Genomic DNA, 13,003 nt, shown 5'->3' with positions numbered 1-13,003 from the left:
TTCTTGGCTTTTTTTATATGGGGCCCCGAGGCGGGGCCCTTAGTTATGTCAACAATGGACTTAGACTTGAGGCGAGCTTGGCGCCCGATTAACGCAGGGCCTTCATCTCACCGGCGATGATTTCGGCCAATGGGCCCAGAATCACCTGCAGGTTCTGCTCACCGAGCTTGACCACACCGGCCGCGCCCAGGGCTTTGAGCTTACGCTCGTCAACGATACTGCGGTCTTTCAGGGTCAGACGCAGACGGGTGATGCAGGCATCGATGGTCACCAGGTTCTCCTGACCGCCCAGCACTTCCAGATACTGGCGTGCCAGTTCGGTACGGTCGGTAGTCTGAGCCTGTGCCGGTACTGCTTCGTCATCTTCACGACCCGGGGTTTTCAGGTTGAACTTGACGATGACGGCGCGGAACACCACGTAGTAGAGACCGAAGAACACCAGGCCTTGCACCAGCAGCATGTACCAGTGGGTCGCCAGCGGGTTGCGGCTGGAGAGCACCATATCCACCAGACCGGCACTGAAGCCGAAGCCGGCAATCCACTGCATGGAGGCAGCGATGAACACGGACAGACCGGTCAGCAGGGCGTGGATGACGTACAGCACCGGTGCCACGAACATGAAGGAGAACTCGAGCGGCTCGGTCACCCCGGTGAAGAAGGCGGCAAAGGCGGCTGCGATCATGATGGACGCAACTTTCTCTTTGTTCTCTTTCTTGGCGGAGTGGTAGATGGCCAGCGCGGCACCCGGCAGACCGAACATCATGATCGGGAAGAAGCCAGCCTGATACATGCCTGTCACACCCACGATGCCCTTGCCGGCGTCGATGGAGGACTGGCCGCCCAGGAAGTTCGGGATGTCGTTGATGCCGGCCACGTCGAACCAGAACACGGAGTTCAGGGCGTGGTGCAGACCGACAGGGATCAGCAGGCGGTTGAAGAAGGCGTAGATACCGGCGCCGGTGGAACCCAGGCTGACGATGGATTCACCAAAGCTCACCAGACCACCGTAAATGACCGGCCAAACGGCCATCAGGATGAAGGAGACGACGATCATCACCACGGAGGTTACGATCGGCACCAAACGGCGGCCGGAGAAGAAGGCCAGCGCCTTGTGCAGTTCCACGCTGCTGAAGCGGTTGTAGAGCTCAGCGGCGATGACACCACACAGGATACCGACGAACTGGTTGCTGATCTTGGCAAAGGCAGCCGGGACCTGATCGGCCGGGATACCCTTGATCTGGGCAACGGCGCCCGGGCTCAGCAGAGTGGTCACCACCAGGAAACCGACCAGACCGGCCAGCGCGGCAGAACCGTCTTTGTCTTTGGACATACCATAGGCAACACCGACAGCGAACAGCACGGGCATGCTGTCGATGATGGCTGCGCCGGCCTTGATCAGGAACGCGGCGACAGGACTGCCACCACCCCAACCATTCGGGTCAATCCAGTAGCCAATCCCCATCAGGATCGCGGCGGCAGGCAATACCGCTACCGGCACCATCAGGGCACGGCCGATCTTTTGCAAATAACCGAGAATGTTCACGGTTCCTCTCCTTAGTTAATGTTTTTCTAGAAATTAAGTGCTTATCACGTTTGACGCATAAGCCATCAAGGCTTGATTGGCAGTCTAGGGCTTTTATTTCGCTGCGCAAATTAATAAACCTATAATCGTGATCATTATCACCCAAACGAGATAAAGGTGGCGGATAGATGTGGCTTAGTTCGCAATCTTTATTTACGCTATAAAACAACTTGAATCCGTCCTAGTCTATTTGCCGCCGACATCCCGGCAGCAACCCGTACAGAGGTATCTACAATGCGCCTGATCCCGTTGAAATCTGCCAGCCAAGTGGGCCTGTGGTCTGCCCGTTACATCGTTGACCGTATCAATGGGTTCAAACCCACTGCCGAGCGCCCCTTCGTACTGGGCCTGCCCACTGGCGGCACCCCGCTCAACACTTACAAGCGCCTGATTGAACTGCATAAAGCCGGTGAAGTGAGCTTCCAGAACGTGGTCACTTTCAACATGGACGAGTACGTCGGCCTGCCGGAAGATCACCCCGAGAGCTACCACAGCTTCATGCACAACAACTTCTTCAGCCACATCGACATTCGCCCCGAGAACATCAACATCCTCAACGGCAACGCGCCGGATCTGGTGGCCGAGTGCAAGCGCTACGAAGACAAAATCAAGTCCTACGGCAAGATCCACCTGTTCATGGGCGGTGTTGGCAACGACGGCCACATCGCGTTCAACGAACCGGCCTCCTCCCTCTCCTCCCGCACCCGGGTCAAGACCCTGACCGAAGACACCCGCATCGCCAACTCCCGCTTCTTTGGCGGCGACATGGAGCAGGTGCCCAAGCTGGCGCTGACCGTGGGTGTCGGCACCCTGATGGATGCCGAGGAGATCATGATCCTGGTGACCGGTCACGGCAAGGCTCAGGCCCTGCAGGCCGCAGTGGAAGGCAGCGTCAACCACATGTGGACCATCTCCACCCTGCAACTGCATCCGAAGGGAATGATGGTGTGTGACGAGCCCTCCACCATGGAGCTCAAGGTCAAGACAGTGCGTTACTTCCAGCAGCTCGAAGCCGCCAACATCGGCCGTCTGTAAGGAGTCACCATGTACGCATTGACCAACTGCACCCTCTACACCGGCAGCTGCGTGCTGACCGGTTACGGGGTGGTCATCGAGGGCGACAAGATTGTCGCCATCTCCCGCCTGGCCGAACTGCCGGCCGGCATCGAACGCATTGATCTCAAGGGTGCCAACCTGAGTGCCGGTTTTATCGACGTCCAGCTCAACGGCTGTGGCGGCGTCATGTTCAACGGCCACATCACCACCCAGACCCTGGCGACCATGCAGGCCGCCAACCTGAAATCCGGTACCACCAGCTTCCTGCCGACCCTGATCACCAGTCCGGACGCAGACATGAAGCAGGCCGTCGCCGTCACCCGCGACTACATGGCTGCGCACCCCAACGAAGTACTGGGCGTCCATCTGGAAGGACCCTACACCAACCTCAAGCGCAAGGGGATCCACCCGGCCGAGCAGATCCGCCAGCCCGCCGACGAGATGATCGACTTCTTCTGCGCCAACGCGGATGCCATCGCCAAGATCACCCTGGCGCCGGAGCGCAACAAGCCGGAGCACATCCGCCGGCTGGTGGAGGCCGGCATTCTGGTCTCCGCGGGCCATACCGCCGCCAACTATGACCAGGCCATGGCCGGGTTCGACAACGGCATCCGCTTTGCCACCCACCTCTACAACGCCATGACTCCGACCGTGAACGGCCGCGAGCCGGGCGTGGTCGGTGCCATCTACGATCGCAAGGATGTCTACGCCGGCGTCATCGTCGACGGCCATCACGTGCACTGGGCCAACGTGCGCCTTGCGCACAAGATGCTGGGAGAGCGACTGGTGCTGGTCACCGACGCGACCGCACCGGCAGGGGCACCGGAAGGCTTTGAGAAGTTTGATTTTTGTGGCGCAACCGTCTATTTCCGCGATGGTCAGTGCGTCGACGAGAATGGTACACTCGGCGGCTCTGCCCTCACCATGATTGAGGGGGTGGAGAATCTGGTCAAACAGGTCGGATTACCGCTCGATGAAGCACTGAGAATGGCCACCCTTTACCCTGCTCGCGCCATTGGATGGGACTCACGTCTCGGTAGTATCCAGGTCGGAAAAATAGCCAACCTGACTGTCTTTGATCAGGCCTTCACGGTCTGCGGGACCGTGGTTAACGGACACTACACAACACAGTGACACTATGACTGGCGGACAAATAGCAAACGTAGATCTTATCAAGCAGGTCAACAGTGCAGCCGTGTATCGGCTCATCGACCTGCAGGGGCCCATCTCGCGGGTCAAAATTGCCGAGTTGAGTCAGCTGGCCCCGGCCAGCGTGACCAAAATAACCCGGCAACTGATCGAGCATGGCCTGATCAAGGAGACCTCGCCGCAAGCCTCCACCGGCGGCCGGCGCGCCATCTCCCTGACCACCATCAAGCATCGCTTCCAGTTTGTGTCCGCCAAGCTCGGCCGCGGCTACCTGCAGCTCGCCCTGTATGACCTCGACGGCAAGGAGCTCGATCAGCACATCACCCAGGTGACCGAGATCGAGCAACAGCCGGTGGTCGACATGCTGCTGCGGGAGATCGGTGCTTTCATCGACTCCCAGCAGGATCGCAGCCGCAACCTCATCAGCATCGCGCTGACCATGCCGGGTCTGGTCAATCCGGAATCGGGCATGGTCATCTACACCCCCAAGTACCAGATCCGCAATCTGGCACTGGCCAAGCTGTTGGAAAACCACTTCAACCTGCCCTGCTACGTGGGCAACGACACCCGCTCGCTGGCACTGGCCGAACACTTCTTCGGCGAGTCCCGCGACTGCATGGACTCCATCCTGGTGAGCGTCCACCAGGGGGCGGGCTCGGGCATCATCACCAAGGGCAAGGTGTTCCTCGGTCAGAACCGCAACGTCGGCGAGATCGGCCACATCCAGGTCGAGCCGCTCGGCAAGCGCTGCCACTGCGGCAACTTCGGCTGCCTGGAGACCATCGCCTCCAACGAGGCCATCGTCGACAAGGTGAAGGAACTCATCAGCCGCGGCCACCTGAGCTCGCTGCAAGAGAAGCACATCACCATCCAGGAGGTGTGCAAGGCGGCCATGGCCGGTGACGAGCTGGCCCGCAGCGTGATCGAGAACGTGGGTGAGCATCTGGGACGGGCGGTGGCCATCACGGTCAACCTGTTCAACCCGCAGAAGGTGCTGATCGCGGGCGAAATCACCGCCGCCGAAGAGATCCTGTTCCCGGCCATCCGCCGCTGCGTGGAGCACCAGTCGCTGCCGAGCTTCCATCGCGGCCTGCCCATCGTGAAGGCACGCTTCCAGAATCAGCCCACCGTCGGTGGTTTCGCGCTGGTGAAGCGGGCCCTGCTGGAAGGGGATCTGCTGCAGATCATCATGGAACAGAAGTAAGGCCGCGGCCTTGCGAAATAAAAAACGGCAGCCAGTGGCTGCCGTTTTTTATTGGTCACTTTCGCCGGTTCACCCCGCCCGGCACGGTTTGAACAGATCCAAGGCCCCGTCATACACCTGGGTCTGCACATCCATGATGCCGAGCATGGAGTGGAACAAATTGTCGTGGGAGAAGCGCTTGCTGGCCGCCTCCTGCTGCAGACAGGTCATATCCAGCTGGCGATCGGCCTGCAACTGGGGGGAAAACCAGGTCATCAGCGGCACCCGGGTCTGATCGTCCGGCGCGAACTTGTAAGGGGTGCCGTGTAGGTAGAGCCCCATGGCCCCGAGGGATTCGCCGTGATCCGACAGATAGACCAGCCCCACGTTGTAATCCTGCTCCAGCGTCTTGAGCTTGTCGATGAGACGGGCCACCACCTTGTCGGTGTAACGGATGGTGTTGTCATAAGTGTTGACCAGCTCTTCATTGGTGCAGTTTTCGATATCGCTGCGCGGGCAGTCCGGCACGAAGGTCCGCTCACTGGCGGGATAGCGGCGATAGTAGGTCGGGCCGTGGCTGCCCATCAGGTGGAAGGCCACCAGCTTGTTGCCCTTCATCTGCGCGATCTGCCGATCCAGCCCCTCCAGCATCACCTCGTCGTAGCAGGAACCCTTCTGGCAATACTGGGGAAAATCCTTGGCCTCGATCTCGATGGTGGGCACGTTCTTGCACACCCCCTTGCAGCCGCCATCGTTCTCCTTCCACAGCACGGAGACGCCGGCGTGCTGCAGCACATCCAGCATGCCGTCACGGGACTGGGCCAGGGTGTCGTCATAGCCGCGCCGCGTCAGATTGGAGAACATGCAGGGCACCGAGACCGCGGTGGCGGTACCGCAGGAGCGCACGTTGCGAAACGAGACCATGCCCGATTCCCGCGCGGTGAAGCTGTTGGTGGCCTTGCCGTAACCGTTGAGGGAGTAGTTCTGGCTGCGCGCCGTCTCCCCCACCACCAGGAACATCAGGGTCGGCTTGCCGCCCTGCCCCACCACCCTGGCATCGGTGCCCAACGGCTGATACGGGATCGGAGTGGCAAACAGGATGTCGGTGGCGTAGCGATAGAGGCCGTGCACGTAGTTGGCGGGCACTATCTCCTTGCCGAGGGACTTGTTGTTGCGCCCGACCGAGGCGTAATCCTGGTAATAGAGCGCCGCCACCCCCACCAGAAACAGCAGGGACAGGGCGATGGAGCCGAGCCGCAGGCCCAGTCCCTTATACCAGGGACGGGGATACTCTATCTTCACCCACAGCAGGGCCAGCGCCGGCAGCAGGCCGGTCAGCACGAACCAGAGCAGGATGGAGGCATTGAAGTAGGAAGTCGCCTCCCCCGTGTTGGTCTCGACGATGTTCTGCACCATGCTCACGTCGAAGATGACGCCGTACTTGAGCATGGCGTAGCTGACCACGGATCCCATCAGGATCAGCAGCACGAAGAAGGGCTTGAGCAGATAGCGAAAGGTAAAAGGCAGGAACACCGCATTGAGCGCGGCCAGCAGCACGAAGGGGATCGAGAGGGCGAAGCCCGTCTTGACGTGTTCCAGCTTGGTGAGAATGGTGTAAAAGTGCAGGAAAATGGGCCAGTTGAATACCAGTGCAAACAACAGCACCAGCAACAGATTCACCTTCATCACACTCAGGGTGATGCGCATAACGATACTCCGACAAACCAGGCAGGACAGGGGCCACACAGGGCACCTCTTGTTGCAGTCTCACTTGCCGATCCCTCCTCCCGAGGTGACGGCGGCAAGGGGCAGCGAGGCCCGGACACGGCAGGCAGCTTAAAAAGCCAAACTTAAGGGAAAATTAAGGCGGGCAATGCCATGTCCGGCACGGCCTTCAGGCGTCAGGTCATCACAAGAAAAACGGCAGCCGAGGCTGCCGTTTCAGCGGAGGCGAACAGAGCGTCGCCACCTGAGTGTTCACGAACCGAGTTACAGGGTCGCGGCGACTTCGTCGGAGATGGAGCCGTTGTGGTACACCTCCTGCACGTCGTCCAGATCTTCCAGCATGTCGATGAGGCGCATCAGCTTGGGCGCAGTCTCGGCATCCAGCTCGGCTTCGGTGGACGGGATCATGGTCACTTCGGCGCTCTGGGGCTTGAAGCCGGCGGCTTCCAGACCATCGAGCACGGTGCCGAAATCGTTCGGGGTGGTATACACCTCGATGGAGCCATCCTCTTCGGTCACCACGTCGTCGGCACCGGCTTCCAGGGCGGCATCCATCAGGGCATCTTCATCGACGCCCACGAAGGTCAGCAGCCCTTTCTTGCTGAACAGATAGGCAACAGAGCCATCGGTGCCCAGGTTGCCACCGCACTTGCTGAAGGCGTGACGCACTTCGGCAACGGTACGGTTGCGGTTGTCGGTCAGGCACTCCACCATGACGGCAGAGCCGGCCGGGCCGTAACCTTCGTACACGATGGTCTCGAGCTGCTCGCCATCGCCACCGCCGGCGCCACGCTGGATGGCACGGTTGATGGTGTCGCGGGTCATGTTGCCGGTCAGGGCTGCCGCCACCGCCGCACGCAGGCGCGGGTTGTTGGCAGGATCGGCATCACCCAGACGCGCGGAGGTGGTGATTTCGCGGATCAGCTTGGTGAAGATCTTGCCGCGCTTGGCGTCTTGCGCCGCCTTGCGGTGTTTGATGTTGGCCCATTTACTGTGACCTGCCATAGGGACTCTCCGTTATTTTTGAATTTCAGTAACACTGGTCATGACTGATGCAAGGGAAAGGCCGCATTGCTGCGGCCTTTGCTGCCGGTAACGGCTTATTCATCACCCTTGACGGTGGTCGCAATCGCCAGCTCGCCCAGTTGGGCGGCGTTGGCAAAGCTGGGGGCGTCTGTCATCAGACAGGCGGCCGCCGTGGTTTTCGGGAAGGCAATCACGTCCCGGATGTTTTCAGTACCGGTCAGCAGCATGCTCAGACGGTCCAGGCCGAAGGCCAGGCCGGCGTGCGGCGGGGTACCGTACTTCAGGGCGTCCAGCAGGAAGCCAAACTTCAGGCGCTGCTCGGCCGGGGTAATCCCCAGGATGTCGAACACGGTGGCCTGCATCTCGCTGTTGTGGATACGGACAGAACCGCCACCCACTTCGTAGCCGTTGATCACCATGTCGTAGGCGTTGGCGTAAGCGCCTACCGGGTTGGCTTTCAGTTGCTCCGGGCTCAGGCCGCTCGGCGCGGTGAACGGGTGGTGCATGGCAGCCAGACCGCCTTCGCCATCTTCTTCGAACATCGGGAAGTCGATGACCCACAGCGGCTTCCAGACGTTCTCCAGCAGACCCAGATCGCGGCCCACTTTCAGACGCAGGGCGCCCATGGCATCGCACACCACCTTCTTGGAGTCGGCACCGAAGAAGATGATGTCGCCGTCGGCTGCGCCGGTGCGGGCCAGGATCTCGCGCACGATGGCGTCGGAGAGGAACTTGGCCACCGGGGACTGTACCCCTTCGATGCCATTGGCCGCTTCGTTGACCTTCATCCAGGCCAGGCCCTTGGCACCGTAGATGCCGACAAACTTGGTGTACTCGTCGATCTGCTTGCGAGAGAGCTCGGCGCCGCCCGGTACTTTCAGGGCAGCCACGCGGCCTTTCGGATCGTTGGCGGGGCCGGCGAACACGGCGAACTCGACGGCGGTCAGCAGATCTGCCACATCGACCAGCTCCATCGGCAGACGCAGGTCCGGCTTGTCGGAGCCGTAGCGACGCATGGCTTCATCGAAGGTCATGATCGGGAAGTCGCCCAGATCCACGTTCAGGATGTGCAGCCACAGTTTGCGGATCATCTCTTCCATGATTTCACGCACTTGCGGCGCGGTCATGAAGGAGGTTTCCACGTCGATCTGGGTGAATTCCGGCTGGCGGTCGGCACGCAGGTCTTCGTCGCGGAAGCACTTGACGATCTGGTAGTAGCGGTCGAAGCCGGACATCATCAGCAACTGCTTGAACAGCTGCGGGGATTGCGGCAGGGCGTAGAACTTGCCCTTGTGCACGCGGCTCGGCACCAGGTAGTCGCGGGCCCCTTCCGGGGTGGCCTTGGTCAGCATCGGGGTCTCGATATCGAGGAAGCCGTGCTCGTCCATGAAGCGGCGCACGAAGGCACTGGCCTTGGCGCGGGTCTTCAGGTACTTGGCCATCTCGGGGCGACGCAGGTCCAGGTAGCGATACTTGAGGCTCACCTCTTCGCTGTTGACCTGGTTGAAGTCCAGCGGCAGCGGCTCGGCACGGTTGATGATGGTCAGCTCGTGGGCAAACACCTCGATGGCACCGGTGGCCATGTCGCTGTTGCGCTGGGAGTCGGGACGGGTGCGTACCACGCCGGAGACCTGAATGCAGAATTCGCCGCGCAGTTCGGAGGCCAGGGCGAAGGCGTCCGGCTTGTCCGGATCGAAGAACACCTGCACGATCCCTTCCCGGTCGCGCATGTCGATAAAGATGAGGCCGCCCAGATCGCGACGACGATGGACCCAACCGCACAATGTAATGGTCTGCCCAGCATGGGCCTCATTGACCTGTCCGCAATAGATAGAGCGCATGGACTTCTTCCTTCGAATTTGTAGAGAGACGGTTAACCTGGGTCGCCGGGCACGACTGGCAAGCACCGTCTGTCTCACAGCTGGCCAGATCCTGTTCTTGCCCGGTTTGAAATCTGTCTCGTACCGTCCGACCGCCGGGATCGGACACCTGCCGCCGATATCGGCTCGACCAGAGGCGGCTGGCAAGCGGCCGGGTTGTCGGGCGGAGGGCATCGGCAAGCGATTGTTGTTTGGCCGCATCATGGCCGCTGCCGTCGTCACAATATGCGTACAGCGGCGTGAGTCACAACAAATTGGCAAACAAAAGGGCTGGCATTATAGAGGAAAACCCCCATTTGGGTAAAATGGCCAGCAGCCTCCTTTGCCCTGTTTTTTACATCCCGGGGCAAAAAAGGGGGATAAAACGAGATAAACCCGCAGACAGGATCCCTCATGAGCCTCTTTTTGGGCCTGCCACAATGGTCGCACCCGGCCTGGCCAGGTCACTTGCTGGGGGTGGGCGCCAAGCCCGCCGAGCACCTCGCCCACTATGCCCGGGTATTCAACACGGTGGAAGGCAATACCACCTTCTACGCCTCGCCGACCCCCGACACGGTCCGGCGCTGGGCCGATGCGGTGCCTGCCCACTTTCGGTTCAGCTTCAAGTTTCCGCAAACCATCAGCCACCAGAGCGATCTGGTAAGTGCCGACAAGCAAGTGAGCGACTTCATCCGCCTGCTGGAACCCTTGCATGACAAGCTGGGACTGCTCAAGCTGCAGCTGCCCGCCCGCTTCGGCCCACAGGGACTACCCCGTCTGGCGTCCTTTTTCGAACGGCTGCCACCGGCGTTTCGCTATGCCCTCGAGGTGCGCCACCCCGATTTCTTCGCCAAGGGCGAGGCGGAGCGGCAGTTGAACCGGCTGCTGATGGAGAGAGACATCAACCGCATCATGCTCGACAGCCGGCCGCTGTTCTCGGTGCCGGCCACCACGGCAGCCATGACCGATGCCCAGGGCAAGAAGCCGAGGCTGCCGGTGCACCTGCTGGCCACCGCCAATGCCCCCGTGGTGCGGCTCATCGGCCTGCCGGATCGGCCGCCAACCACCCCTTCCTGCCAGGCTGGTTGCCGCACTGGCGCCAGTGGCTGGCGGAGGGAAAAGATCTCTACCTCTTTATACATACGGCCGACAACGCCCAGTCCCCCGAGCTGGCCCGTCAGGTTGCCCGCCTGCTGGGGGAGGAGATGGCCCCCTGGCCAGGGGAAAACGATCGCGCGCAGCAGGGCGTGCTGCCCTTTTAGTCAGCCGCCTCACCCCGTCTTCCCCGCCGCGAAAAAAAGCCGTTTTTTTGTGGCTGGACGGGGCTTGGCGTCAAGACAAACGCCGACCTTTCCTCTACACTAGCGCCCCAAGTAAGGACCCGGACCGCCAGCCCAGCACAATCCGATGCAGGCAGGCATCCGGCGCCATAAACAGGGCCCAGACGCCAGTGCGCTGCAACTCGTTGCCGCAGATGGTGCCGCCCTCAGAAAGGACCAGGATGATGGTCCATTGCGAACGGAACCGGCCCGATGGATCTCAAGGCCCGCCACCCCGTTCGTGAACCGGTGACGACCCGGCCCGGACCGGTGTCACCCAACGATTCAATTGAACAAAACAGTCGGTTCGCGCACCGGCTGTCAGGTTGCGCCAGCATGCATACCAAAGATCAGATTTTTGCCGCCCCTATCGCTCGATTGGGGGATTTTTGCTTTGACGAACAGGTCGTTGATGTCTTCCCCGACATGATCCAGCGCTCGGTGCCGGGTTACAGCAACATCATCTCCGCCATCGGCATGATGGCCGCCCGTTACGCCCAGCCCCAGAGCCGGCTCTACGACCTCGGCTGTTCGCTCGGCGCCGCCACCCAGGCGATGCGTCGCCACGTCACCCAGCCCGGTTGCCACATCACGGCGGTGGATCTCTCCCACCCCATGATCGAGCGCGCCCGCGCCCACCTCTCTGGCTTCAAGTCCGAGGTGCCGGTGGAGCTGGTGGAGGCGGACATCTGCGACATCGCCATCGAGAACGCCTCTGTGGTGGTGCTCAACTTCACCCTGCAGTTCGTCGAGCCCGAGAAGCGGGCCGCCCTGATCCAGCGCATCTTTGATGGGCTGCGCCCGGGCGGGATCCTGATCTTGAGCGAAAAATTCCGTTTCGAAGATGCACCGGTCAACGAGCTGCTCATCGACCTGCACCTCGACTTCAAGCGCGCCAACGGTTACAGCGAGCTGGAGATCAGCCAGAAGCGCACCGCCCTTGAGAACGTGATGCGCACCGACAGCCTGCCGGTGCATCAGGCCCGCCTGCGGGATGCCGGCTTCGCCCATCAGGATCTCTGGTTCCAGTGCTTCAACTTCGGCTCCATGATTGCCATCAAATCGAGCGAGCCTGCCCAGCCATGATCGACTTTGCCAACTTCTACCAGCTGATCGCCAAGAATCGGCTGAGCCACTGGCTGCATACCCTGCCCGCCCAGCTGCACGCCTGGCAGCACGACAACCAGCACGGCGATCTGCCGCGCTGGAACCGCGCCCTCAACAAGCTGCCGCAGGTGGCCCCCGGCCACATCGAGCTGCACAGCCGGGTCGAAATCGGCTCGGCCGAGAGCCTCGGCGAAGGGGAACGCAAGAAGGTGGAGAGCCTGCTGCGCCACTTCATGCCCTGGCGCAAGGGGCCGTTCACCGTGCACGGCATCCACATCGACACCGAGTGGCGCTCCGACTGGAAGTGGGATCGAGTGCTGCCCCACATCAGCCCGCTTGCCGGTCGCTACGTGCTGGACGTGGGCTGCGGCAGTGGCTACCACCTCTGGCGCATGGTGGGTGAAGGAGCCAAGCTGGCGGTCGGCATCGACCCGAGCCCGCTGTTCCTCTGCCAGTTCGAGGCCATCCGCCACTTCACGGGCAACGACCAGCGTGCCCACCTGCTGCCGCTCGGCATTCAGGAGCTGCCGGAGCTGCGGGCGTTCGACACCGTCTTCTCCATGGGGGTGCTCTATCACCGCAAGTCCCCCATCGAGCACATCGAGCAACTGCGCAACCAGTTGAAAGATGACGGCGAGCTGGTGCTGGAGACGCTGGTGATCGACGGCGGCGTCAACGACGTGCTGGTGCCCACCGATCGCTACGGCAAGATGCGCAACGTCTGGTTCATCCCCTCCAGCGCGGCCCTCAAGCTGTGGGTCGAGCGCTGCGGATTTACCGATGTGCGGATTGTCGACGAGAATATGACCAGCACCGACGAACAGCGTCGTACCGACTGGATGATTAATGAATCCCTGAGTGATTATCTGGATCCAACCAATCCCGCACTCACGGTAGAAGGACACCCGGCACCGAAACGTGCCGTACTGATTGCCAGAAAGGCCAAAGACTAGCCGATGGCGGCTGTGGAAGTTACACTGACCCAATTCCAGGAAGC

At 61.2% G+C, this 13,003-nt stretch carries 9 protein-coding genes and 1 pseudogene; 6 read left to right on the top strand and 4 right to left on the bottom strand.

Going from position 1 to position 13,003, the window contains the following annotated elements; all coding sequences use genetic code 11:
• Positions 1-88: 88 nt before the first annotated feature.
• The gene (gene nagE, locus OKC29_RS06775) at positions 89-1,543 is read right to left on the bottom strand and encodes an N-acetylglucosamine-specific PTS transporter subunit IIBC (RefSeq protein ID WP_011705424.1); all 1,455 of its coding nucleotides are present in this window, start codon (positions 1,541-1,543) and stop codon (positions 89-91) included.
• Positions 1,544-1,816: 273 nt separating this feature from the next.
• Between nagE and nagB the strand changes: the two genes are divergently transcribed.
• Genes nagB through nagC form a run of 3 tightly spaced genes read left to right on the top strand, consistent with a single transcriptional unit; the run spans position 1,817 to position 4,991 of the window.
• Positions 1,817-2,617 (top strand): glucosamine-6-phosphate deaminase, encoded by an 801-nt coding sequence (nagB, locus tag OKC29_RS06770; RefSeq protein WP_011705423.1) that lies wholly within the window; start codon positions 1,817-1,819, stop codon positions 2,615-2,617.
• A gap of 9 nt (positions 2,618-2,626) precedes the next feature.
• Positions 2,627-3,772 carry an N-acetylglucosamine-6-phosphate deacetylase gene (gene nagA / locus OKC29_RS06765; protein ID WP_017409813.1) on the top strand — a complete coding sequence of 382 codons (1,146 nt, stop codon included), beginning with the start codon at positions 2,627-2,629 and terminating at the stop codon, positions 3,770-3,772.
• A gap of 4 nt (positions 3,773-3,776) precedes the next feature.
• On the top strand, positions 3,777-4,991 hold the full coding sequence (gene nagC / locus OKC29_RS06760; RefSeq protein ID WP_016350209.1) for a DNA-binding transcriptional regulator NagC: 1,215 nt from the start codon (positions 3,777-3,779) through the stop codon (positions 4,989-4,991).
• A gap of 69 nt (positions 4,992-5,060) precedes the next feature.
• Here the strand turns inward: nagC and OKC29_RS06755 are convergent, their stop codons facing one another.
• The 3 genes from OKC29_RS06755 to aspS all read right to left on the bottom strand — a co-directional run bounded on the left by OKC29_RS06755 (position 5,061) and on the right by aspS (position 9,562).
• Positions 5,061-6,677, bottom strand: a complete 1,617-nt coding sequence (locus tag OKC29_RS06755) for a phosphoethanolamine transferase (protein WP_073349596.1) — start codon at positions 6,675-6,677, stop codon at positions 5,061-5,063.
• A gap of 282 nt (positions 6,678-6,959) precedes the next feature.
• Positions 6,960-7,700: a YebC/PmpR family DNA-binding transcriptional regulator gene (locus tag OKC29_RS06750; protein ID WP_011705419.1), complete on the bottom strand. Its 741-nt coding sequence runs from the start codon at positions 7,698-7,700 to the stop codon at positions 6,960-6,962.
• A 95-nt stretch (positions 7,701-7,795) separates the two neighbouring features.
• Complete coding sequence (aspS, locus tag OKC29_RS06745; protein ID WP_145980026.1) at positions 7,796-9,562, bottom strand: aspartate--tRNA ligase; 1,767 nt, start codon at positions 9,560-9,562, stop codon at positions 7,796-7,798.
• 432 nt (positions 9,563-9,994) lie between these two features.
• On the opposite strand from aspS, the pseudogene OKC29_RS06740 reads away from it, so the two are divergent.
• The 3 genes and pseudogenes from OKC29_RS06740 to cmoB all read left to right on the top strand — a co-directional run bounded on the left by OKC29_RS06740 (position 9,995) and on the right by cmoB (position 12,959).
• Positions 9,995-10,842 (top strand): annotated as a pseudogene (locus tag OKC29_RS06740) (DUF72 domain-containing protein).
• A gap of 393 nt (positions 10,843-11,235) precedes the next feature.
• Positions 11,236-11,985: a carboxy-S-adenosyl-L-methionine synthase CmoA gene (cmoA, locus tag OKC29_RS06735; protein WP_011705416.1), complete on the top strand. Its 750-nt coding sequence runs from the start codon at positions 11,236-11,238 to the stop codon at positions 11,983-11,985.
• On the top strand, positions 11,982-12,959 hold the full coding sequence (gene cmoB / locus OKC29_RS06730; RefSeq protein ID WP_024943816.1) for a tRNA 5-methoxyuridine(34)/uridine 5-oxyacetic acid(34) synthase CmoB: 978 nt from the start codon (positions 11,982-11,984) through the stop codon (positions 12,957-12,959). Before cmoA ends, cmoB begins: the two co-directional genes overlap by 4 nt.
• Positions 12,960-13,003 lie beyond the last annotated feature (44 nt).

This window comes from Aeromonas sp. QDB34, from assembly GCF_027705405.1.
GTDB classification, from domain to species: Bacteria; Pseudomonadota; Gammaproteobacteria; order Enterobacterales; family Aeromonadaceae; genus Aeromonas; species Aeromonas hydrophila.
The sequence above is the reverse complement of the archived record's forward strand: the minus strand, read 5'-3'. Positions and strand labels throughout refer to the sequence as shown.

Coding starts and splice junctions, on each gene's coding strand:
- aspS (WP_145980026.1), bottom strand. CDS start 9,562: ATGCGCTCTATCTATTGCGGACAGGTCAATGAGGCCCATGCTGGGCAG.
- OKC29_RS06750 (WP_011705419.1), bottom strand. CDS start 7,700: ATGGCAGGTCACAGTAAATGGGCCAACATCAAACACCGCAAGGCGGCG.
- cmoB (WP_024943816.1), top strand. CDS start 11,982: ATGATCGACTTTGCCAACTTCTACCAGCTGATCGCCAAGAATCGGCTG.
- OKC29_RS06755 (WP_073349596.1), bottom strand. CDS start 6,677: ATGCGCATCACCCTGAGTGTGATGAAGGTGAATCTGTTGCTGGTGCTG.
- nagA (WP_017409813.1), top strand. CDS start 2,627: ATGTACGCATTGACCAACTGCACCCTCTACACCGGCAGCTGCGTGCTG.
- cmoA (WP_011705416.1), top strand. CDS start 11,236: ATGCATACCAAAGATCAGATTTTTGCCGCCCCTATCGCTCGATTGGGG.
- nagB (WP_011705423.1), top strand. CDS start 1,817: ATGCGCCTGATCCCGTTGAAATCTGCCAGCCAAGTGGGCCTGTGGTCT.
- nagC (WP_016350209.1), top strand. CDS start 3,777: ATGACTGGCGGACAAATAGCAAACGTAGATCTTATCAAGCAGGTCAAC.